This is a genomic window from Bradyrhizobium cytisi, from assembly GCF_008123515.1.
In the GTDB taxonomy this organism is placed as follows: Bacteria; Pseudomonadota; Alphaproteobacteria; order Rhizobiales; family Xanthobacteraceae; genus Bradyrhizobium; species Bradyrhizobium cytisi.
Map to the genome: position 1 here is coordinate 43,843 of NZ_VSSR01000008.1, position 19,445 is coordinate 63,287.

At 64.1% G+C, this 19,445-nt stretch carries 21 protein-coding genes; 1 reads left to right on the forward strand and 20 read right to left on the reverse strand.

Annotated features, from left to right (window positions below; all coding sequences use genetic code 11):
- Window positions 1-201: 201 nt before the first annotated feature.
- Window positions 202-972: a response regulator transcription factor gene (locus FXB38_RS04235; RefSeq protein ID WP_187434668.1), complete on the forward strand. Its 771-nt coding sequence runs from the start codon at window positions 202-204 to the stop codon at window positions 970-972.
- Between the two features lie 117 nt (window positions 973-1,089).
- On the opposite strand, the gene FXB38_RS04240 is transcribed toward FXB38_RS04235, so the two are convergent.
- From FXB38_RS04240 to FXB38_RS04335, 20 genes are all read right to left on the reverse strand, one after another.
- Window positions 1,090-1,545 (reverse strand): hypothetical protein, encoded by a 456-nt coding sequence (locus FXB38_RS04240; RefSeq protein ID WP_148749519.1) that lies wholly within the window; start codon window positions 1,543-1,545, stop codon window positions 1,090-1,092.
- Entirely contained in the window at window positions 1,542-2,156 is a 615-nt protein-coding gene (locus FXB38_RS04245) for a flagellar biosynthesis protein FlgN (protein WP_430640155.1), read from the reverse strand. Before FXB38_RS04245 ends, FXB38_RS04240 begins: the two co-directional genes overlap by 4 nt.
- Before the next feature lie 44 nt (window positions 2,157-2,200).
- Entirely contained in the window at window positions 2,201-2,668 is a 468-nt protein-coding gene (locus tag FXB38_RS04250) for a rod-binding protein (RefSeq protein WP_148749520.1), read from the reverse strand.
- On the reverse strand, window positions 2,665-3,084 hold the full coding sequence (locus FXB38_RS04255) for a hypothetical protein (RefSeq protein ID WP_148749521.1): 420 nt from the start codon (window positions 3,082-3,084) through the stop codon (window positions 2,665-2,667). The genes FXB38_RS04250 and FXB38_RS04255 overlap by 4 nt, the downstream gene beginning before the upstream one ends.
- A gap of 6 nt (window positions 3,085-3,090) precedes the next feature.
- A complete protein-coding gene (fliR, locus tag FXB38_RS04260) occupies window positions 3,091-3,843 on the reverse strand; it encodes a flagellar biosynthesis protein FliR (protein WP_148749522.1) in 753 nt (250 codons plus the stop codon).
- The gene (flhA, locus tag FXB38_RS04265) at window positions 3,840-5,921 is read right to left on the reverse strand and encodes a flagellar biosynthesis protein FlhA (RefSeq protein ID WP_148749523.1); all 2,082 of its coding nucleotides are present in this window, start codon (window positions 5,919-5,921) and stop codon (window positions 3,840-3,842) included. The genes fliR and flhA overlap by 4 nt, the downstream gene beginning before the upstream one ends.
- A 79-nt stretch (window positions 5,922-6,000) precedes the next feature.
- Entirely contained in the window at window positions 6,001-6,267 is a 267-nt protein-coding gene (gene fliQ / locus FXB38_RS04270) for a flagellar biosynthesis protein FliQ (RefSeq protein ID WP_148749524.1), read from the reverse strand.
- Window positions 6,268-6,269: 2 nt separating this feature from the next.
- Window positions 6,270-6,689, reverse strand: a complete 420-nt coding sequence (flgD, locus tag FXB38_RS04275; protein ID WP_148749525.1) for a flagellar hook assembly protein FlgD — start codon at window positions 6,687-6,689, stop codon at window positions 6,270-6,272.
- Between the two features lie 14 nt (window positions 6,690-6,703).
- On the reverse strand, window positions 6,704-7,114 hold the full coding sequence (gene flbT / locus FXB38_RS04280) for a flagellar biosynthesis repressor FlbT (protein WP_148749526.1): 411 nt from the start codon (window positions 7,112-7,114) through the stop codon (window positions 6,704-6,706).
- Window positions 7,114-7,458 carry a flagellar biosynthesis regulator FlaF gene (gene flaF / locus FXB38_RS04285; protein ID WP_148749527.1) on the reverse strand — a complete coding sequence of 115 codons (345 nt, stop codon included), beginning with the start codon at window positions 7,456-7,458 and terminating at the stop codon, window positions 7,114-7,116. The genes flbT and flaF overlap by 1 nt, the downstream gene beginning before the upstream one ends.
- A gap of 62 nt (window positions 7,459-7,520) precedes the next feature.
- Window positions 7,521-8,579: a flagellar hook-associated family protein gene (locus FXB38_RS04290; protein WP_148749528.1), complete on the reverse strand. Its 1,059-nt coding sequence runs from the start codon at window positions 8,577-8,579 to the stop codon at window positions 7,521-7,523.
- 2 nt (window positions 8,580-8,581) lie between these two features.
- On the reverse strand, window positions 8,582-10,060 hold the full coding sequence (flgK, locus tag FXB38_RS04295) for a flagellar hook-associated protein FlgK (protein ID WP_148749529.1): 1,479 nt from the start codon (window positions 10,058-10,060) through the stop codon (window positions 8,582-8,584).
- Window positions 10,061-10,106: 46 nt separating this feature from the next.
- Window positions 10,107-11,363, reverse strand: a complete 1,257-nt coding sequence (locus FXB38_RS04300) for a flagellar hook protein FlgE (RefSeq protein ID WP_148749530.1) — start codon at window positions 11,361-11,363, stop codon at window positions 10,107-10,109.
- Between the two features lie 116 nt (window positions 11,364-11,479).
- Window positions 11,480-12,064, reverse strand: a complete 585-nt coding sequence (locus FXB38_RS04305) for a transglycosylase SLT domain-containing protein (protein WP_148749531.1) — start codon at window positions 12,062-12,064, stop codon at window positions 11,480-11,482.
- Complete coding sequence (fliK, locus tag FXB38_RS04310; RefSeq protein ID WP_148749532.1) at window positions 12,015-13,370, reverse strand: flagellar hook-length control protein FliK; 1,356 nt, start codon at window positions 13,368-13,370, stop codon at window positions 12,015-12,017. The genes FXB38_RS04305 and fliK overlap by 50 nt, the downstream gene beginning before the upstream one ends.
- Window positions 13,367-14,551, reverse strand: coding sequence for a chemotaxis protein (locus tag FXB38_RS04315; protein WP_148749533.1), 1,185 nt, complete (start codon window positions 14,549-14,551; stop codon window positions 13,367-13,369). Before FXB38_RS04315 ends, fliK begins: the two co-directional genes overlap by 4 nt.
- Complete coding sequence (locus tag FXB38_RS04320; protein WP_148749534.1) at window positions 14,548-15,855, reverse strand: MotB family protein; 1,308 nt, start codon at window positions 15,853-15,855, stop codon at window positions 14,548-14,550. Before FXB38_RS04320 ends, FXB38_RS04315 begins: the two co-directional genes overlap by 4 nt.
- Before the next feature lie 7 nt (window positions 15,856-15,862).
- A complete protein-coding gene (locus FXB38_RS04325; RefSeq protein ID WP_148749535.1) occupies window positions 15,863-16,567 on the reverse strand; it encodes a hypothetical protein in 705 nt (234 codons plus the stop codon).
- Window positions 16,564-18,189 (reverse strand): flagellar basal-body MS-ring/collar protein FliF, encoded by a 1,626-nt coding sequence (fliF, locus tag FXB38_RS04330; RefSeq protein ID WP_187434651.1) that lies wholly within the window; start codon window positions 18,187-18,189, stop codon window positions 16,564-16,566. The genes FXB38_RS04325 and fliF overlap by 4 nt, the downstream gene beginning before the upstream one ends.
- Window positions 18,190-18,495: 306 nt before the next feature.
- Window positions 18,496-19,404 (reverse strand): flagellin N-terminal helical domain-containing protein, encoded by a 909-nt coding sequence (locus tag FXB38_RS04335; RefSeq protein ID WP_148749537.1) that lies wholly within the window; start codon window positions 19,402-19,404, stop codon window positions 18,496-18,498.
- Between the last annotated feature and the right edge of the window lie 41 nt (window positions 19,405-19,445).

Here is a 19,445-nt window from a genome sequence, read left to right on the forward strand (position 1 = left end):
GGCCTCACGCAGTAAGCGTTCAGTATCGAGTCGAAGTAACAGGCCTGCTCACGCAGGCACTGAATGCGTAGGGCTGCCCGCGAACATCGAAACCATAACAACGGTTCGCGGGAGGGAAATATCGTCAAACAGCATGGCGTCGCGCCGGGGCATCACACCACCTCCCGGCCGCTGCAAGTGCGAAACAGGGGCGACAGACTGATGTATATAATCGTTGATGATCGCGAGAGCGTCACGAACAGCTACGTAGGAGGGCTCGTTCGCGAGGGCGTCTCGTCGATCGGATTCTCCTCCGGAGAATTCTGGGACTGGCTGCAATCCGCGAACGAATCGGACCTGGCAGCGGTCGATGCCTTCCTTCTGGGGGATTGCGATGCCCGCGGAAGCCTGCCAAGGGCGATGCGCAAGCGGTCCACTGCTCCGATCATCGCCATGAGCGGCCAGAAGATGCTCAAGAACACGCTGGAGCTGTTTGAATCCGGCGTGGACGATGTGGTTCACGTGCCGATTCACCTGCGTGAGATCCTCGCCCGAACGGCCGCGATCGCGCGCCGCCGGGTGGGCGAGCTGCCGAGGCCCTGCGAGACCAGGATCCAGGTCTTCTTCAATGGACGTGACCCCGAGATTGCGGGCCACGCCCTCACCCTGCCCCGCCGCGAGCTGCGCATTCTCGAGTATATGGTCAGCAATCACGGCAAGTGGATCACCAAGACGCAGATCTTCAACGCGGTCTACGGCATCTTCGAATCCACGTTCGATGAGAGCGTGATCGAAAGCCACGTCAGCAAGTTGCGCAAGAAGCTGCGAGACCGACTCGGTTTCGACGCGATCGTGGCACGGCGCTACGTCGGATACCGGCTCAATATCCCCGCCAACGAGGCCATCGACGAGCCGATGCAGGAGCTCGACGAAGTCGGCATCCTCCTGAACCGGGCACATGCCGCCCCGGCGGCCTACCCGGCTGGCAACTGACGCGCCCGAGCCGCGGCTCACAAACGACCATCGGCCTCTGCGGGGACACCCGCAGAGGCCGATTTGTTTTCAACGGCAGAAACGTCGTTACGCTGGTGCAGTCTCGCGCCCGGCGCTTTACGGCTTCTGCTGGAATTCTTCCTTGGAGACGTAGTTGAAGTCCTCGACCAGCACGTCCTGGACGATGTCGGCCTGCATCCGCTCGTTGACGCGCTGCTTGATCCCTGCGGTGAGGACAGAGAGGTCGTAGCGGGCGAGCTTCCTGAAATCGAGCTTGTCGTCGGCATAGATCCTGCGGAAGGCCTCGTCCACGACGAACGGCTCGGGCGGAACGGTAAGCTGGTGCATGGTCCGGGCCTCCACCGTATAGACGAAGCGCGCGACGATGTAGCCCTGCACCGCGCCGCTCTCTACCATGGGTATGCTCAGCGCCCGAGTCTTCTGGTATTGCAGCCCGTCGAGATATTCGTCCTTCGGCAGCAGAGTGCCGTTTTCCTTCCAATAGGCCACGCCATAGCTCGTGCCCGCGGTGAGGATGCATACCCAGAGCCCGGCCAGCACCAGCTTGATCATTTTTCGTCCCGCGCTGCGCGACCGGTGTAGGTGCCGTCCGACTCTGCGTCCTTGATCGCCCTAACGATGATGGCCGCGACCTCACGCACGGCGTCGTAGTGCATCTCGAGGAGCGAACGGTTTCGCTCGAGCTTTTCGCGCAGCCGCTGGATCTCGCCCGTGATCTCGGTTTCGCCGCCGAGATGCATCCGCGCCCGCATCAGGCGGACGAATTCCAGCATGCTCCGGCTCTTGCGCATGCTGAAATCATCGAAATCGACCTTCTGCCCGGTCGCGAGCGCGACGGTTTCTTCCTCGACGATGTTCTCGAGCCGGCGAATCGCGGATAGCAGGCCGCTGATCTCCTCGGACCGCGTCGCCTCCAATCTTGCCGCTTCGGCGTCGTCGGACGGCATGTCGCCGCCGACATTCGGCAGGAGCACCGGCAACAGAGCATCGCCCGATGCGGCCGCCGTCATCACCTCGGAGTCCAAGACCTGGGAGTCCAAGACCTGGGAGTTCAAGACCTGGGAGTTCAAGACCTGGGAGTTCAAGACCTGGGAGTTCAAGATCTGCCGTTCAACGACCGGTTGCTCCATCACCGGAAGCGTTGCGCCTTGTTCTACCTGCATAGCAAATTCACCCTTCAACTTTCCTCACCCATATCCCAGATCCATCAGCCCGACTTGCCCGTCACATCCGGACCAGCCGGATGCGCGGACGCGAGCTGCTTGGCAATTCCGATCCCCTTGCCCTTCGCAAGCTGGGCGCCAAGCTGCTCGGCCAACATCGATTTCCAGACGCCGCCCGCGGTGCCCTTGCCGAACACTTCCTCAGATTCCTTCGGCAGCATCGTCTCGACGAAGGTCTGGAGGATGAACGCCTCGAACTTGCGATAGACCTCGTCCGGGCCGGGCTTCTTGATCACCTGCACCGGCGGACCGTTCACCACCCCCGACTGCGCTTCCGTCACCTTTGCGGCGGATTGGTCGGCCGCCTTGCCGGCCTCGGCGTCCATCGTCGCGGCGAAATCGGCGCCGGACGATTTCAACGCGTCGAGCTTCGCGGTCGCAGCGCGCTGCGCCACCGGATCGGCGGCGTCGAGGACGTCGAGGACGAGGTCGGATGTCGGCGTCACGATCATGTCTTGTTCCGGTTGGCTGGCCGCGGCGTCAAATCGCGCACGGCCGCATGTGTCTCCATGATGTCCTCGAGCGAGCGCTTCTCGGCGTCGCGCAGCTTTTCGGCCAGTGCCACCTTGGCGACCTCCTCGAGCTGTTTCACGCGCCGGTTCTCCGAGCGGACCTTGTCGAGCTGCATCGCAGCATGCTCCTGCACGGCGCGCGCGCCGATGGTCGTCCTGTTGAGGCGCCTCGCAATCGAAACGCACGACGAGCCGGCCGGCGGTTTTCCCTCGTTCAGGGTCCCGACCAGCCACGCCTGCTCATCCTGCATGGTCTGCTCCTGCTGCCGCAATTGCGCGAGCTGCCATTCGGACAGACGGAGCTGAAGCTTCACCAGCGAGACGATCCGACCGAGCTTGTCCGCGCGCGAGGTCATGGCCCGTCATCCCGCCAGCCATGACGACATGCCGAGCATGAATTGCGTCAGCAACTCGTCGCTGATGAGGTAGAGCAGCAGGAGACCTCCGACCAGGACGAACGGCACCGAGACGAAATAGACCGCAATCGACGGCGTCAGCTTGTTGATGAGGCCGACGGAAAAATTGACGATGACGGAATAGACGATGAAGGGGCTGGTGATCCGCAGCGTCAGCACGAACGCGTCCGTAAGCCGGGTCGCGAGCTGGTTCAGCGCCATCTCGCCGCTCAGTTTCTCACCGGGATGCCAGACATCGTAGGAGTTCATCAATCCGCGCAGGACCTGCCAATGCTGGTCGGTCAGGAAGAACAAGGTGGTGACCGCGGCCATGATCAGCGGCACCGAGGCCGGCGTCGGATCGTTGTCGCCGATCGGCACGCCCGGGATGTTGCTGAGCCCGATCGCGCTCGCCATGACGGTGGACATGGTCTGGAACGCGAGGAAGAACACGCGCCCGCCGAGGCCGATGACGCTGCCGACCAGGAGCTCGGTTCCGATCAGCAGCGCGAGCGTCAACGGCGGCGCATCGTCCACGAGCGGCTTCAGGACCGAAACCAGAATCGGCGACAGCGCGAACGTCGTGACGAGCGCGACGAACAGGCGGATCTGCGGCGGAATGTTCGTGCTGGAATAGCCCGGCACCAGCATCAGGCAGGAGCCGATACGGCAGAACACGATGAACGTAGCGAGCACGTTGTCGGCGAGGCCGCTGATCACGAGATGGCTCCGAGCGCCCGGATCTCGGCGCTGCGAGCGACCTCGACATGCGACAGGATCGGCAACGTCGGGAACACCCGTTCCAGAATCATGCGGACATAGGGGCGGGCTTCCGGGGTCACCGCCAGCACTACGCTGGTGCCGTCCTCGGTGAATTTCCGGATCGCAGCACTGGCTTCGGTCGCGAACTGTTCGATCAGGCGCGGGTCGGCGTCGAACTCGACGACGTCGCCCTTGCCATCGCGCTTCAGGTTCTGGTGAAAGGCGAGATCCCAGCGGTTGCCGAGGCGAAGGACGTTGAGCACGCCATTGTCGGAGAGATCGCCGCAGATCTGCTGAGCCAGGCGCATGCGCACGTGCTCAGCCACCTGCTCGGACCGCCGCACATGGGGCGCGATCTCGGCGATCGCCTCGAGGATCAGATGAAGGTTCCGGATCGACACCCGCTCGCCCAGCAGGATCTTCAGGATCGCCAGTAGGCCCGAATAGGAGATCTGCGACGGACAGAGATCGTCGACCAGGCGCTTGTATTCCGGCTCGAGCCGGTCAAGCAGTCCGCGCATGTCCTTGTAGGACAGGAGCTGAGGAAGATTCGCCCTGAGCACCTCGCTCAGATGCGTCAGCAGCACCGACAGATTGTCGACCGGCTTGCAGCCCTGCCGCCTGACCTCATCGGTGAAGGCCTCGGTCACCCACAGCGCCTTCATGCCGAACGCAGGCTCGATCACCTCGTCGCCGGGTACGTCGGGTTTGCCGTCCTTGTCCACCAGCACCATTACCTCGCCGATCCTGAGCTCGCCATGGGCGACGCGGGTATCGTGGATCCGGATCTGGTAGCCCTTGGGGTCGATCGATAGACTGTCCGACAGCTTGATCTCGGGAACGACGAAACCATACTGCTTGGCAAACTTCTTGCGGATCTTGCTGACGCGGTGGGCAAGCTCGTTGCGCGAGCCGAGCAAATGGACCGACAGATGGCTGCCGAGCGACAGCTCGATCTCGGCGGTCTTGAGCGATTCCTTGACGGACTCCTTGGCATCGCTCTGCGCACGCTCTTCCGACTTGCGCGCCGCCTCCTTCTGCTGCGCGGCCGCCTGCCGCCTCGGCAGCGAGTAGCCGACAAAGGCCATGACGCCGCCCAGCAGCACGAATGGCGCCATCGGCAGCCCCGGCATCAAGGCGAGCACGAACATCATAAGCGACGCCGCCGACACCGCGCGCGGGTAGCCGCCGAGCTGCCGCAGCACCGCCTGCTCCGCCGACCCCCTGGTGCCGCCCTTGGAGACCAGGAGGCCCGCCGAAAGCGACACGATCAGTGCCGGCATCTGCGTGACCAGACCGTCGCCGACGGAGAGTTTTGTGTAGACGTCGGCAGCGCGCGACAGCGTCAGACCGTGATGGGTGACGCCGATGATGATGCCGCCGAAGATGTTGATCGCGGTGATGATCAGGCCGGCGATGGCATCGCCGCGGACGAATTTCGAGGCACCGTCCATCGCGCCGAAGAAGGAGCTTTCCTCTTCGAGCTCGCGGCGCCGGCGCTGCGCTTCCTTGTCATCGATCAGGCCCGCCGACAGGTCTGCGTCGATCGCCATCTGCTTGCCCGGGATGGCGTCCAGGGTGAAGCGTGCGCCGACTTCGGCGATGCGCGTCGCGCCCTTGGTGATCACGACAAAATTCACCGTGACCAGGATCGCGAAGATGATCAGGCCGATGACGAAGTCGCCGCCCATGACGAACTTCGAGAAGCCGGCAACGACATGGCCCGCAGCCTGTTCGCCCTCCCCTCCGCGGGACAGGATCAGTCGGGTCGTCGCGACGTTGAGCGCCAGCCGCAGGATCGTCGCGATCAGCAGCACGGTCGGGAAGGCGGAGAAATCGAGCGGACGCTGGATCCACAGCGCGACCATCAGGATCAGGGCCGACAGCGCGATCGAGAAGGCAAGGCCAAGGTCGATCAGGAACGGAGGTATCGGCAGGAACAGGATCGTGAGCATGGCCACGATACCGCCCGCGAAGAAGGCATCCGCGCCGAAACGTCGCGGGTTCGGCAGGCTAGCAACTAAAGTATCGGCCATGGGTCACCGGCAGCAGGGTCCGCCCTGCAATTTGCCCCGCAAAGCTTACGCGGGGGTGGTGGCCGGAGCGTTCCGCGGATCAGAAGCCGTGCTCGATCCGCGAATAGACCATCTCGGTGAAGGTGGAGATATGTGCGCCGATGAAGGAGCCGGAGACGGCCACGACCACGAGGATGACGACGATCTTCGGAACGAAGGTCAGCGTCGCCTCCTGGATCTGGGTCAGGGCCTGGATCAGCGCGATACCGACACCGACCAGCATCCCGGCGCCGACGGCGGGTCCGCAGGCAACGAGGATGGTCCAGATCGCCGCCTGGATGATGTCGAGGGCGTCCCGCTCGTTCATGGCTAGCTGATCGTGAGGCCGGGGCCGACCGCGACCTTGGTGCCGTCATCGAGGGTTGCAACGGAGCCATTGCTGTTGATCGAGATCGAGGCGACCTTGCCGGTGAAGGTCGCTCCGGTCGAGTCGGTGAAGCTGACGTTTTTCCCGATCAGCCCGTCCGCCTGCGACAGCGCCTGCGAGGACAGCAGCGAATCCAGCTTCGTATTGGTCTGCATCGCCTGCTCGACCGACGACAGCTGGGCGAACTGGCTCATATATTGCGACGTATCCATCGGATTGGTCGGATCCTGGTTCTTCATCTCGGCGATGAGGAGCTGCAGGAAGGTGTTGTAGTCGACGGTGTTGCTCGACGTGGCCGTAGGGGACGAGGTCGAGTTCGTCGAATTGGTGCTTGTGGTATCGGTCGCGCTGGGGACGTTCATGTGCCTCTCCGCTGTCAGGCAGCCTCGAATGGGGATTCGGTGGTGGCGCCGGCGAGGATCGCCTGCTCCAGGGGAAACAGCGCCCGGATCCGCTTGAGCGCCTCGAAGTAGCGGGTCCCGCCGACCATCTCGTCGATCGCGGCGAGGCCGTCCAGCATCTCGTGGTTCTCGCACACCGCGAGCAGGGCCGCGTGGTGCTGAGCAAAGAGCGAAGCGGCGGCTCCGACATCCGTCGGGTTCATCAGCATGAGCTGGACCATGAAATAGAGCTGGCGCATCGCCGTGGTGGCGTCGGAGGCCTGCATGACCTGCCCTTCGAGCAGGAACATCACGTCGTTGACGAGCTCGAGCGAGACCTTGCGGTCCACGCGCAGCACGGCGCCGTTGATGTAGACCCGTTCGCCCGCCCGCAAGGAAATCTTCATTAAAGCGCGTCTCGGATCATGCGGTTGATTTCGACGAGATGCATCACGTCGTTCGATCGTTCTTCACGAAGGCGATCGGCTTCCTTGACGACCCACAGGCCGATCGAGATGATATCGGCGCGCAGCTGTTCGGGCAGTCCGTTCTCCGGATGCGCGAGATCCTCGATGAAGATGGTCCACAGCCGCCGGACGTAGAGCAGGCTCTGGACCTGATCCTCCCTGCTGTGGTGCTCCTTCTGGAGCCGCTCCAGCCGGTCGATGCCGAGGCTGAGCGCCTGCCGCTCGCGCCCGCGCGCCTCGTAGCCGCTGTCTTCAACGACCGTTTCGTAGGCTTCAAAAGTCATCCGGACAACTCTGCGCAGAAAAATTGCAAGAAACTAAAAGCGAACGCGACCGCCGCGCTGACTCAGAGATAGTTGATGAGGCTGATCTTCTGGAGCTGCGAGGTGAGCGCGAGCGCCGTCTGGATCTGGGTCTGCAGCGCATTGACGCGCACCGACGCTTCCGTCGGATCGACCTGCTCCATGCCGACGATCTGATTGTTCAGAATGTCCTTCTGGGTCTTGAGCTTGTCGGTCGCGGTGGTGAGCCGCTGCTGGACCGTGCCGACGCTGCCGCCGAGCGCAGCAAGGTCTGTGATGGCGCTGCCGACGAGGCCGATGGCCTTGTCCACGACGACCTGGAACGTCGACTGGTTCAGGTTCGCATTCCCGAGATCAGCCATCATGGTGTAGGCCTCGGCGAGCTTGCGGAAGCCGATCTGGTTGGCGCTGACGGAGGTGTCGGCGATCTCTGTCGTGGAGATGCGGCTTTGCATGACCTGGTCGGTGGCTGATGACCACTTGGCGTTCCAGGCCGGGCTTGCGAACTCGGCGTCGAAGGTGGTGTTGAGGAACGTCTGCATCTGAGCAGGCGTAATGCTGCTCACGCTGGGCGAGGATTGGGGGAAGCCGAAGCCCGTCGGTGGCGGTGCCGCGAAATCCGCATCGACCTGGTTCTTGCTGGCCGAGCCGGCGGTGTAAGGCGTGATCGGCTGGTTCTGCGTGTTGATGCCCGAGAACAGATACGAGCCGTTATAGGAGATGTTCAGCGCGCCGATCAGGTCCTGCAGGTTGGAGGACGCCGGCGGCAGGATGATCCGCCCGCCGCCGTCGGTGCTGCGCGCGGCGATCAGGTCCTTGAGGAAGTCCGTTGCGGTCGAGCTGAGCTGGGTGATGCGATCCTGGGTCACGTCCAGGCGCCCCGCGACGAGCCCGTTGGTATCGACGAGCTGGTCGGCGAAGCTCATGTCCGCCCGCAGGGTGACGTCGCCTCCCGTCGTGGCACCGAGCTCGAGGCCGACATCGGCGAAGCGGCCGGTGGTCGCCTCCGTCGAGGCCTTGCTCAGCGCAGCCTGGTTGTTCGTGATCGAGTACCTCAACGACGAGGACAACATCACGGTGGAAATGTAGTTGGCGCTCATCATGACTAATTCCCCACGGCGGCTAGCAAGGCTTGCAACATCTGGTCGACGGTCGAAATGATCTTCGACGAAGCCGAATAGGTACGCTCGACCTGAAGCATCAACGACATCTCGTCGTCCATGTTGACGCCGTTGACATTCGACAGCGCCGTCGTGCTGCGGTCGAGCAGCGTGCTCTGGTACTGGGAGCTGTCGTTGGCGGTCTTGCGCTGGTTTTCGATCCAGCTCGTCGACGACGACGCGTAGTCGATCAGGCTGCCGTTCGGCTTGCCCTGCGTGGTCGCATCGAACGGCTGCGACGCATCCATGTTGCTGATGAGCTGCTGCAGCCGGGTCGAATAGCCGCCGCTGCCGGCGGTGTTATATTGATAGGCGACGTTGCCGCTGATCGCGCCGTCGCGCAGCAGATTGGGGTTGCCGCCCTGAGCCGGATCGACCGATGCGGCAACCGAGATCGTGCCGGCGAGGCCCACCGAGACGGTGGCGCTCGCGGGCATCGTCGGCGCGAGGGGATAGGTGAACAGGCCAGGCCTGTCGGCCAGCGTCGGGACGGTCGACTGATCGCTTTCCTTGAAATCATTGATCAGGCCGCGGGCGATTTCGTCGAGCTGGCTCTGATAGGTGACCGTGTCGTTGTCGCGCAATTGGGCGAGACCTGCGAGCTTGCCGGACTTGATCGGCATCACCGAATTGGCACCGGTCACGGGCACGCCGTCGATAAAGACCGCATTGCCCGTAATGCTCGCCGAATAGGAGGTGGTGGGGGCGAAGCTCACCGACCGCGCCGTCTTGTCGAACAGCACCACGCCGCTGTCGGTGTAGAGCGCGGCATCGCCGTTGGTGCGGATCGACATCGTGACGCCGACCTCCTGCGACAGCTTCGAGACGATGCTGTCGCGCTGGTCGAGATAATCGGTCACGTCGTCGCCGGCGATCGTCCCCTTCACGATCGCCGTATTGACGGTCTGGAACTGGGAGAGCAGCTGGTTGATGTTCTGGACCGAAATGTTCATGTCGGCATCCGCGCCCTCGCGGACCGACTGCACGGTCTGGGTTGCCTGGTTGAGCGCGGTCGCCATGTCCTTGGCGGACGTGACGGCGGCCTGGGCCAGCGTGGTATTGTCCGGGGCGTTGGCATATTGCTGAAGCGCCTGCTTCAGCGCATTGAGTTGCGCGGTCGGCGACTGGTCGAGTTGCGGATCGTCCACCGTGGCAGATGCGATCTTCTGGAGACCGTCATAGATCGCGCTCTGCGTGGCGGCCGCGGAGGTCGCGGTCAGAACGTTGCTGTACAGACCTGAACTGGCGGCGCGCTGGATCGCCGCCACGTAGACGCCGGCGCCGGGAAGATTGTCCAGCACCGTGATCTTGCGCGAATAACCGGTCGAACTGGCGCCCGCGATGTTGCGCGAGACAGTCGACGACTGCACGCCCGACGCCATGAGCGAATTGCGGGCGGAGTCGAGGGCTGAGGTGAGGGACATGGCGTGCTCTTGAACGTTCTCTTGCCCGGGATCGGCGCCGAGGGAATCAGCGCTTCAGGTTGACGACGACGTCGAGCAGATCAGCGCCGGTCTGGAACGACTTCGAGTTCGCGGTGAAGCCACGCTGCGCCTCGATCATCGAAGTCAATTCGTCCGCGAGATCGACATTGGAGTCTTCCAGCGCGCCGGACTGAATGGTTCCGAGACCGCCCTGGCCAGCCAGGCCGACCTGTACGTTTCCGGAGTCCAGGTTCGGCGAATAAACGTTGCCGACCTCGGGCGTCAGATGGTCCGGGCTTGGCACGGTGGCGAGCGCGATCTGGAAGCTCGGCAGCTGGGTGCCGTTCTTGAGCACTGCGGTGACCACGCCCTTGGAGTCGATGTCGACCTTGTCCACGGCGGACGGCGCGTTGCCGTCGACCGTCGCCTTGAAGTCGAAGCTGGAGGCGACCTGGGTCATGGCCGACATGTCGATCTTGAAAGTGCCCGAACCGCCAGGGATCGGAACCGTGAGCGACGTCGCGCTCGGCGGCGGACCCACCAGGTCCAGCTTGCCTTTTCCGGTCGAGCTCACGTCGAACTTGAACGTTGTCGCGGCAGAGGGACCGCTCGTCAGCGGGGCTCCGGACGGATCGTAGACTTCGATGTCCCACTTATTCGCGCCGGTCTTGGCTGCATAGACGTTGAGCGTCACGGGGTTGCCGATGTTGTCGTAGGTCACCATCGACGTCTTCGACGTGTAGTTGCCAGGGCCAGCTGCGGCGGCCGGCGTGCCGACAAGCGCCGCGCTCGGATCCAGGTTGGCAGCCACGGTCGCCAGCGTCGACGGCGAGGCCTGCAGCGCCATCTGATTGACGTTGATGACCTGGAGGCCGCCGAAGCCGTTGGCGGAAACGTTGGGCACGGCGCCGTTCTGGATGTTGTAGCCCATCAACTGGAAGCCGGCCGTGTTGACGAGGTTGCCCGTGCTGTCGGGCACGAACGAGCCGGCACGCGTGAGGAAGTTGTTGCCGTTGGTATCCTGCACGACGAAGAAGCCGTTGCCCTGGACCGCGAGGTCCGTCGTCGAGGTCGTGAATTGGAGGTTGCCAGGATCAGTGATGGCGTAGCGGACCGTGGTCTCGACCGCGCCGGAATCGTAGTTGCCGGAGCCGCTCTTGAGGATCAGCGAGGAGAATTCCGTGGAAGCCCGCTTGTAGCCAACCGTATTGACGTTCGCGATGTTGTCCGAGACCGTCGACAGCTTGTTGGACTGCGCGTTCATCCCGGAAACGCCGGTGCGCATAACACCATACAGGCTCATGAAATTGGTCTCCTTTGGCAGATTGTCGTTACAATGGGGGGTCTTGCTTGCGCGGGGCTGATGGTCCGTCACGATGCACAACTTGATGCGATGCATCGTCATTTCACGTCGTTTCTTCATGTTGTTTTGGGTTGGCATAACGAGCGCGCCTTGTCGGTCCACGCGCCGAAGCCGCTGGAAACGAGATGCGCGACGATGTGGCAGACATAGCGCTTCTGCGCCGGCTGATTGTTGGGGCCGGCATTGTAGCGGGCGACCGCCATGGTCCAGCTTCCCTCGCGTTGCTTCAGCTCCTTGAGGAAGCGTGCGGCGTAGTCGACGTTCCTGGCCGGATCGAACATCGCCCGCACCGACGTGAACTTGTCGCCGTGAAAATAGTGATTGATCTGCATGCAGCCGAGATCGATCAGCTTGATGCCCTTGGCTCGCATCGCTTCGAAATTCGCCATCGCATCATCCATGTCCTTGGCGAACACGGTCTGCCCTTCCGCACCGAGCGCGTAGGGATAGAGTGCACCGCGCCGGCCGGTCTCGGTGAGGCCGACGGCATAGAGAATGCCGAGCGGAATCCCGTGCTGCTGCGAGGCGCGCGCCATCTCGCGCTCGCAGGGGCGCGCAGTGTCGGTCGCCGCCGCCTTGCCGGCGCCTGCGCTACAGATAAACAGGGCCGCGACGAGTATGCGGCGCCACGTCCTGGTCATGGCGTGCCTCCTGGTTGGGCTGCTGATCCTGCCGGGCTTGCCTGGCTCCGCCGTCCGACTGACCGGACGACGTGCCCGCGCCGCTGAACGCGCCTTGCGACTGGGATGATTGCTGTTGCTGACCCGGGAGCTGTGGCTGCGACTGGCCGGATCCGGCCCTGAATCCGTCGAGTGAGCCGTGCTGTACGGGCGCGACGTCTGCCACGTAGCCCGCCGACTGCATCAGGTCGCGAATCTGGTCACGCTGCTGATCCAGCATCGCGCTGGTGTCCTTGCGTTGCGCGGCAAGCTGAACCGACACCTCGGTGCCGACAAGACGAAGGCGCACGGTGACGTTGCCGAGATCGGGCGGCTCGAGATTGACGGTGAGGATCTTGACCGGCTGATCCGGCGAATTGCTCCGGGCGCCCACGAGATCGGCCGCGGCGGAGGCGGCCGGCGCTGGCGATCCCTTCAGCTCCGACACCACTGCGTTTGCGACCTGCTGGGTCGCGCTGAACTGCGGCACGGGAGGCAGATGCGTCTCCTGCTGAACCACCGTGACCTTGGTCGTTTCCGGCAGGGCGTCGCGGCCTGCGGACTTTGCGGCGCGCTCGACATTCGCCGTGACGGCTTCGAACCCGGATGTGGCAGCGGGCATGGCTTTCGGTTGAACGTCGCTTTCCTCCGGCATCGCCTGTTGGCTCGCCGCGGCCGGATGCGGGTGCGGCCCGAAGGCATCGGCCGTGGAACGCGCGACAGTCGATGGCGCGACGGTCGGTGACGCTGCGGCGGAACGCGCGGCATCTGCCGTCCCCGCCCTTGCGTCTGTGATGCTCTGAATCTCGCGCTTCGCTGCGGAAGGCCGTTCGTCGCGGGTCGAATTGTCCTTCTTGTCGTTCGACGGCTGCGGCGTCTGCATCGTCACGGCCTGCGCGGCGGCGAGTTCCTGCCCCGCGATCGTCGGAACGCTCAATCTGCTCGCGACGTCCTCCTTCGCCGTTTGATCGACCGGGTCTTTCTTGGTCGACGATTTGGGCTCCTCGGGGCGCTCGTGCACCGGCTCGTCCTTTGGCGTGTCGGGCTCGGTCAGCTGAGCCAGGCGCGGGCGTACTGAAGCAGCTTTTGCAGTCGCCTCGCTGCCCTGATCGTCCAGCGCCCGCTTGGCCATGTTCGAGACGGTGTGGAGCAGATCGTGAAACGATGAATCGTCCGCCGTTTTCGCGCCCGTCGTCGCCGTCCCCTTCGCCGAACGGGATACCCCACGCGTAAGACTTTCGGCGAGGCCTGCGAAAAGCTGTCCGGAAGTTCCGCTAAGCTTGGTCATGGACGGCGATCCTTGGTGAGAAGCTCCAGTTCGCCGAGCTGCGTCTGGGCGCGCGCGAGCATTGCGTTCGACGACGCGAGATCGATCCGCGCCGGCGTGAGCGGCGGCTTGTCGGCCGACATGGCAGCAGTCGGACCTGCAATCGGCTTGCGGACATCGAGCGCGAGCTGGAGGGTTGCATTGAGGACCAGGACGTCGCGCTCCGCCAGCTTCGTCCTGTCGAGCGCCTTCAGCTCGGCAAAGCCGCCGTCATATTCGTCAGTAAGCGCGCGGGATGCGCCGCGGTAGAAATGGGCGCGCTCGCGATCGGGCGTGGCATCGGCGCTGAGCGTCAGCGCCCGCTCGCCTGCGAGCCGGGCAACGGTGAGTTTGCCGCGAACCAGCGCGCCGCGCGCGATCACCAGATAGAGCTTGAGGCGGCTGGCGCGGTCGACCTGTTCCAGCAGCGCCGCGATCCGCGCAAAGCGGCGATCGTCCAGCGCAAGAGTCGATTGCGTCAGGCCCGTGGAGAAGCGTTGCCAGAAATCGCCGGCGTAGACCGAGTTGCGGTAGTGGCGGATGTAGGCCAGCGTCAGAAACTCGAACTTGTCGAAATCCTCGGCCTGCCCGACCAGCAGGATCTCGCGCCGCAGCGCCGCCTCTTCGACCAGGGTGCCCGGCAGCAGCAGGCGCGCGTCGTCGAGACGCTCGATCGCAAGCGAAGCCTCGGAGCGAGCGAACAGCGCGCCCTGGACCAGCGCCACCTGCCCGCCCATGCCGGACGAGATCGTGCGCGGCTTGATGTCCTTGAGCAAGTCCCTCGCCTCGTCCTGCCGGCCTTCGACATAAGCGAGCGCGCCGTCGAACAGCCGCGCATCCACATTGATCTTGTCGCGCGGCAGCTTGCGGACAATCTGCGGAGCGCCGCCGCTGAGCAGATAGATCACGACCGCCTGGCCGTTCTGCGGATTGCTCCACACGCTCGCGTCGGCGGCGAGAATTTTTTCGCCGATCTGCCGGATCAGCGCGATGTGGCTGGCATGCGCCGCGGTGTCGCCATTGGCGATACCGTCCTGCACCGCCTGCAGCGCGCGGACGAGCTCAAACGGCTCCCCGGACGGCGCCGTCGATTCGGCAGATGCGCGTGTCGCCACGAGCGACAGCACCATCAGCATCGCGGCGCGGAGCAGCGGCCTGGTCAAGAGCGCTTCTCCCGGATCAGGATCTCGATCCGTCGATTCTGGGCGGCAGCCGGATCGTTCTGAAGCTTTGGCCGCCGGTCGGCGTAGCCTTCGACATGCTCGATCCGCTGCGCATCGACGCCGGAGCGGACCAGCATGTAATAAGCCATCTGCGCGCGCGCCGTGGACAGCCGCCAATTGTCGTAATTATCCGACTTGTAGGGCCGATTGTCAGTATGGCCGCGGACGATAATCATGCCGCGGCGCTTCGCGATCAGCGGGCCGATCTTGTCGATGACGCGAACGAGCTCGGGCCGCGGCTCGGCCGAGCCGACCGCGAACATGCCGAAGCTCGCATCGTCGGTCAGGCTGACCAGCAGACCGTCCTCGACCTGACGGACCTCGGCCACCGGCCCGGCGCCGGCCTTGATATCCGAGAGGGCATCGGCGATCGCAGACTGAAGCTGCTTGACGGTCGGCTGCTGGGCCTGCACCGCGTCACGCTGCTCGGATTCCTTCGGAGCGTCGCTCGGACGTGCCTGCGGCACGACGCTGGCCTGCGTGTTCGGCTGAACGCTGCCGTCGCGCGCCGACGATGATGGCGCCGGTCCTGGCGGCAGCAACGGCGACTGGCTCGTGGACGACGCCTGCGCGTCGAGGGCCACGCTGCCGCCGGCATCATCGGTCCTGCCGCGGCGCGGCTCACCCTGATTTGTGCCGGCCGGAGTGTCGCGCACGGAAGCATTCGGCTTCGGCTCGCCCTCCATGATTCTGTCGGCCTCCTTCGAAGCCTCGGGCGCAAGCTTCCAATAGCCGGGATCGAACGGATCGCGATAGGCATCACCGCCCTTGAGGCCATCCTCTTCGGCCGAGGTCAGCGCACCGGCGCGGCGCTGGCCCGAGGCCTGGTTCGAGCTCGCCGCGATTTCGGCAAGCGTTGCGTAGGGATCGCGGAACAGAACCTTCTCTTCGTAGAAGGGCGGCTTCTCGGCCGTCGGCGAGTCGCCGCGGCGCTCCTCGTTCGGGCCGGACGGCTGGCGCTTGCCATCCTGCCCCTCGAACGTCGTCGGCTCCTTCTTGGTGAGATCCTTCAGTCCCTTCGGCGCGGGTGCGTTCTCCGCGAGCTTGATCGGGTTGAAGTAGCTCGCAACCACCTGCTTCTGGTCCTGGTTGAGCGCGTTGAGCAGCCACATCACCAGGAAGAACGCCATCATCGCGGTCATGAAGTCCGCATAGGCGATCTTCCAAACGCCACCGTGCGCCTTCTCGTCTTCGAAAGCGCTCCGCCGACGGATAATGACGAGCTCGTGCTTGACCTCCTCCATGGTGAAACTACCGGTGCGCCTCTTTCAGCCGATTCATCCAGGTCGAGATCTGCGTCTCGATCGTGGTCTGATCGGCGAGGACGCGGACCTCGACGGTGTCAGCGGACTGGTATTCGACGCCAGAGCGGCCGGCCAGATTGAGTTGCGTCCTGACGAGGTCGATGAGCTCGCTGGGTCCGGTTACGCGGAACGCCGGCACCGGGGAATTCGAGGTCAGCGTCGAGATCTGCTCGACCAAGGACCCGATCGCCTTGTCGCGGACCGCCTCGGCGAGGAACGGCAGCAATATCCGCGCGACCGAGCTTGCAATGTTGCTCTCGATCTCGCGGCAGGCCGTGTCAAAACCGTTGACGATCGCGACCGCCTGCTGGTCGGACCATTTGGCCCGCTCCTCGCCGAGCCGGATCGCGCTGCGGACGCGCTCTTCGGCGAGCTTGGATTCGCCTTCCGAAAGGCCTGCGATATGGCCGCGTCGATAGGCGTCTTCGAGCAAATTGACCGGCGCGGCTTCCGGCGCGGGTGCCGGAGGCGGCTGAAGTTGCGGATGCGCCTGCGCCTGACGCTGCGGTTGAGGCTGCGGCTGCGATTGAGGCTCGCGCCGGACGTCCTTTCTCGTCAGGACGTCCTGGATCTTCGGAAGCGGAGGCAGCGGCGACTTGGCCCGGCCGTTCGCGTCGAATTGCGTCAGGAGTTTTCCGATTGCCGCGTTCATGCCGCCTCCTCGCGTCGCATCCAGTCTTTAAGGATTGCTGCCGCCTGCATCTGATCGAGGCGGACGATCTGCTCCAGCCGCTTCTGCGGCGTACGCTGCATCTTGCCTTCGAGGTCCTCGACGAGGTTGAGCTCGGGGTCCTGGCTGTCGGCCAATGCGAGGGCCGAGGCAGCTTCGAGCTCGGCGGCCTCGGCGGCCTCGGTCTGCTCCTGCGCGGCGCGATGAGTCAGAATGCCGTTGACCGCGGGTCGAAGCCCGAACCAGACCAGCATCGAGGCGACAGCCAGGATCGTCACCGCGTTGATGACGCTACCGAGCTGCTTGTTCATCATCTCGACGAAGCTGATCGGCGGCACCGGCGCGAGCTCACGCGAGCCCTCCACGAAGTCGACCGCAGTCACCTGGATCTGGTCGCCCCGCGCCTTGTCTAGTCCGCCTGCGGTCGCTGCGAGCTGGCTGATTTCGGCGAGCTTGCTGTCGACAATGGCCTGGTTGGTCTTGTCGCCGAGGTCGGCGACGAGCCGCGTGCGGTTGACCAGCACGGCGATGAAGAGTTTCTTGACCGAGTAACCGTCGCTGACGGTCGTCGTGGTCTTGGACGACACCTCGAAATTGGTAACGTCTTCGCGGCGCGTCTTGTCCTCGCTAGAGTTCTTGGTGCCGCCGGCGTTGACCTGCTGGTCCGGAAGGTTCTGCTGGACGGTCGTCGGCGTCGAGCGGTCGGCGTTCGACGACTTTTCGTTTTCGCGAACATTGCGGACCGAACGCTCGGCGCGGGTCTCCGGATCGTAGACCGTCTCGTTGATCTGGCGCTTGTCGGTGGAGAGCTGCGGCGCGACGCTGACCTCGAAATTGTCCAGGCCGAGATAGGGCGTCAGCGCCTTGCGGATGTTTTCCTGCACCATTCCGCCGACCGTCTTCTGGAGGCTCGCCATCTTGGTCGGCGCGGCGCTGACCTCGTCCTCTTCGGCCAGCAGCATCGAGCCGTCGGCATCGAGCACGGTGACCTTGTCGCGTGTCATGCCGGGAATGGCCGCCGCGACGAGATGGCGGATCGACTGCGCGGTGTGCGCCTCGAGCGCACCGTCTGTGCGCAGCACGACCGACGCGGAGGGTGGCTGCTGCGTCGCGCGGAATGAGCCGCGCACCGGCATCACGATGTGCACCCGCGCCGCCTTGACGCCCTTCATCAGCTGGACAGTGCGCGCGATCTCACCTTCAAGCGCGCGAAGCTTCGTGACCTCCTGCATGAAGGAGGTCAGCCCAAGCGATCCGATCTTGTCGAACAGCTCGTAGCCGGAATTGGCGCTGGTCGGCAGCCCCTTTTCGGCCAGCAGCATCCGCGCCTGCGCGGTCTGGCTCGGCCGTACCGAGACGGCATCGCCGGCTGCGCTGATATCGAAGGCAATGTTCTGCTCGCGCAGTGCGGCGCCGATACGCGTCACGTCTTCCCGGTTCAGGCCGGTATAGAGGGACTCGAATTCCGGTCGGCTCAGGTAATAAGCGCCCCCGACCACGGTGACGAGGACGGCGAAGCCGATCAATCCCAAGGCCATCAGACGTCGCGGCCCAAGTTCCAGCAGATTGTTGAGCAGCTGCTGTAGCTGCGCGCGACTGAACATATGACCTCGTACCAATGCGAATGGTGAGGACACTCCGCTGTCAACCTTGCCTGAAGGTTGCGCGAAAACGCGAGTGCGTCGCTTCGCAGGCGAGGCGATGCAGTTTTACAAGAACTTCGGACGACGCAGGCGGTCCGACGGCAATGGACTGGCGATCGAACGCGTCACCGCGCGATCGGCTGCAGCCTGCTGCATCAGGTCTGGCGTCAGGAGGTCGATTACGGGCACATCATGTGCCGTCACTTCCGCCGGTCACGGCGGGGGACCGTGCTCCCTTGGGAGCACGGTCGTCTTCGAAGCGGGAGCTTACTTGAACAGCGAGAGGATGCTCTGGCTGTTCTGGTTGGCGATCGAGAGCGCTTGAACACCGAGCTGCTGTTGGGTCTGTAGCGCCTGAAGGCGGGTGGATTCCGCGTTCATGTCGGCGTCGACGAGCTGACCGACACCGCGCGTCACCGAGTCCATCAAGGTCTTGACGAAATCCGTGTTGGTCGCAATCCGATTCTTGACGGCGCCGAGGTCGGCAGCAGCCGAAGCCACCGAGTTGATCGCAGCGGTGACCTTCGTGATGTAGCCGCTGAGCGTGGTCTGGTCAGCCGCCGAATCGGTCAGCGTGCTGATGTCGATCGTGTTGACCGACGCGCCACCGCTCACGGTGTCCAGGATACCGGTGGTGGACGAGGTATAGAGCGAGTAGTTGGAGATCGTCAGGGTGATGGAGCCGATGGTCGGCGTGCCACCGACGCGGGAGAACGACGACACCAGGTCGAAGGTCGCCGGCGTAGCCGTCGTCGTGCTCAGCCAGTTCACGCCGTTGAAGGTTGCCGCCGCGGCGGTGCCCTGCATCTGCTGCTGGATCTGGGTGATGTCGGCCTGGATCTTGGTGCGGTCGATACCGGCGGTCTTGGCTTCGACCAGCAGCGCCTGCAGCTTGGTGAGGCCGCCGGTGTTGTCGCCCACAACCGCGGTCAGAGCGGTATATTCGGTGTCGACGGTCGCAGCCGACAGACCGAGCGAGTCGGAGACGGCGGAGAGCGCGGCGTTGTCCGCACGCATCGAGGTCGCGATCGACCAGTAGGCAGCGTTGTCCGAAGCGGTCGCGACGCGCTGGCCGGTCGAGATCCGGTTTTCGGTGGTCTGGAGGCTGGAGCTGACATTGCGCAGCGTCTGCAGCGCGGTCATTGCGGCGGAGTTGGTGAGAAGGCTGGAGCTCATGTTTGACGTCCCCTTGAAAACGAATTGAAATTTTTGGGACA